The sequence below is a fragment of the Corallococcus praedator genome (genome assembly GCF_003612125.1).
Taxonomy (GTDB): Bacteria; Myxococcota; Myxococcia; order Myxococcales; family Myxococcaceae; genus Corallococcus; species Corallococcus praedator.
This window is the reverse complement of the sequence record NZ_RAWI01001073.1, coordinates 1-438: the sequence shown is the minus strand read 5'-3', so window position 1 is coordinate 438 and position 438 is coordinate 1. Positions and strand designations below refer to the sequence as shown.

Below are 438 nucleotides of genomic sequence, written 5' to 3'. Positions count from 1 at the left end.
GGTCTGCTTTGCGGTAGGGGAGAGGCGAAAGCGGACACAGGAATTGCGATGGCGACATGTCGTCGGTGTCGCGAAAATGCTGCAAAAAGCATGCGTATTGCGAGAGGGTTCTGCGACAGATGCTGGTCAGGTTTTCTGCCAACTAGGACTGTATCGGATGTCACCAATATTGCGACACTGCCGATTTCGGTGTCGACCAATTGCGCTTTAGGCTTCCGCGAGGGCCATATCCACCGCGGCCTCGGCATGGAGGGCGGTCGTGTCGAAAAGTGGCACCGCGCTATCTGCTGGACCCACCAGCAGCATGATCTCCGTGCAGCCTAGGATCACTGCCTCCGCCCCGCGCTCAACCAGTCGGGCAATCACATCGCGATATGCTTGACGTGAGGACGGCTCCGCCCGGCCCTGAACCAGCTCCTCGTAGATCACCTGGTGCAC

1 protein-coding gene is annotated in these 438 nt (G+C 59.1%); it reads right to left on the bottom strand.

The features are described from left to right. Positions 1-207: 207 nt before the first annotated feature. Positions 208-438: aspartate/glutamate racemase family protein (locus D7Y13_RS43075; protein WP_208734647.1), on the bottom strand; the 231-nt coding region annotated here is incomplete at its 5' end.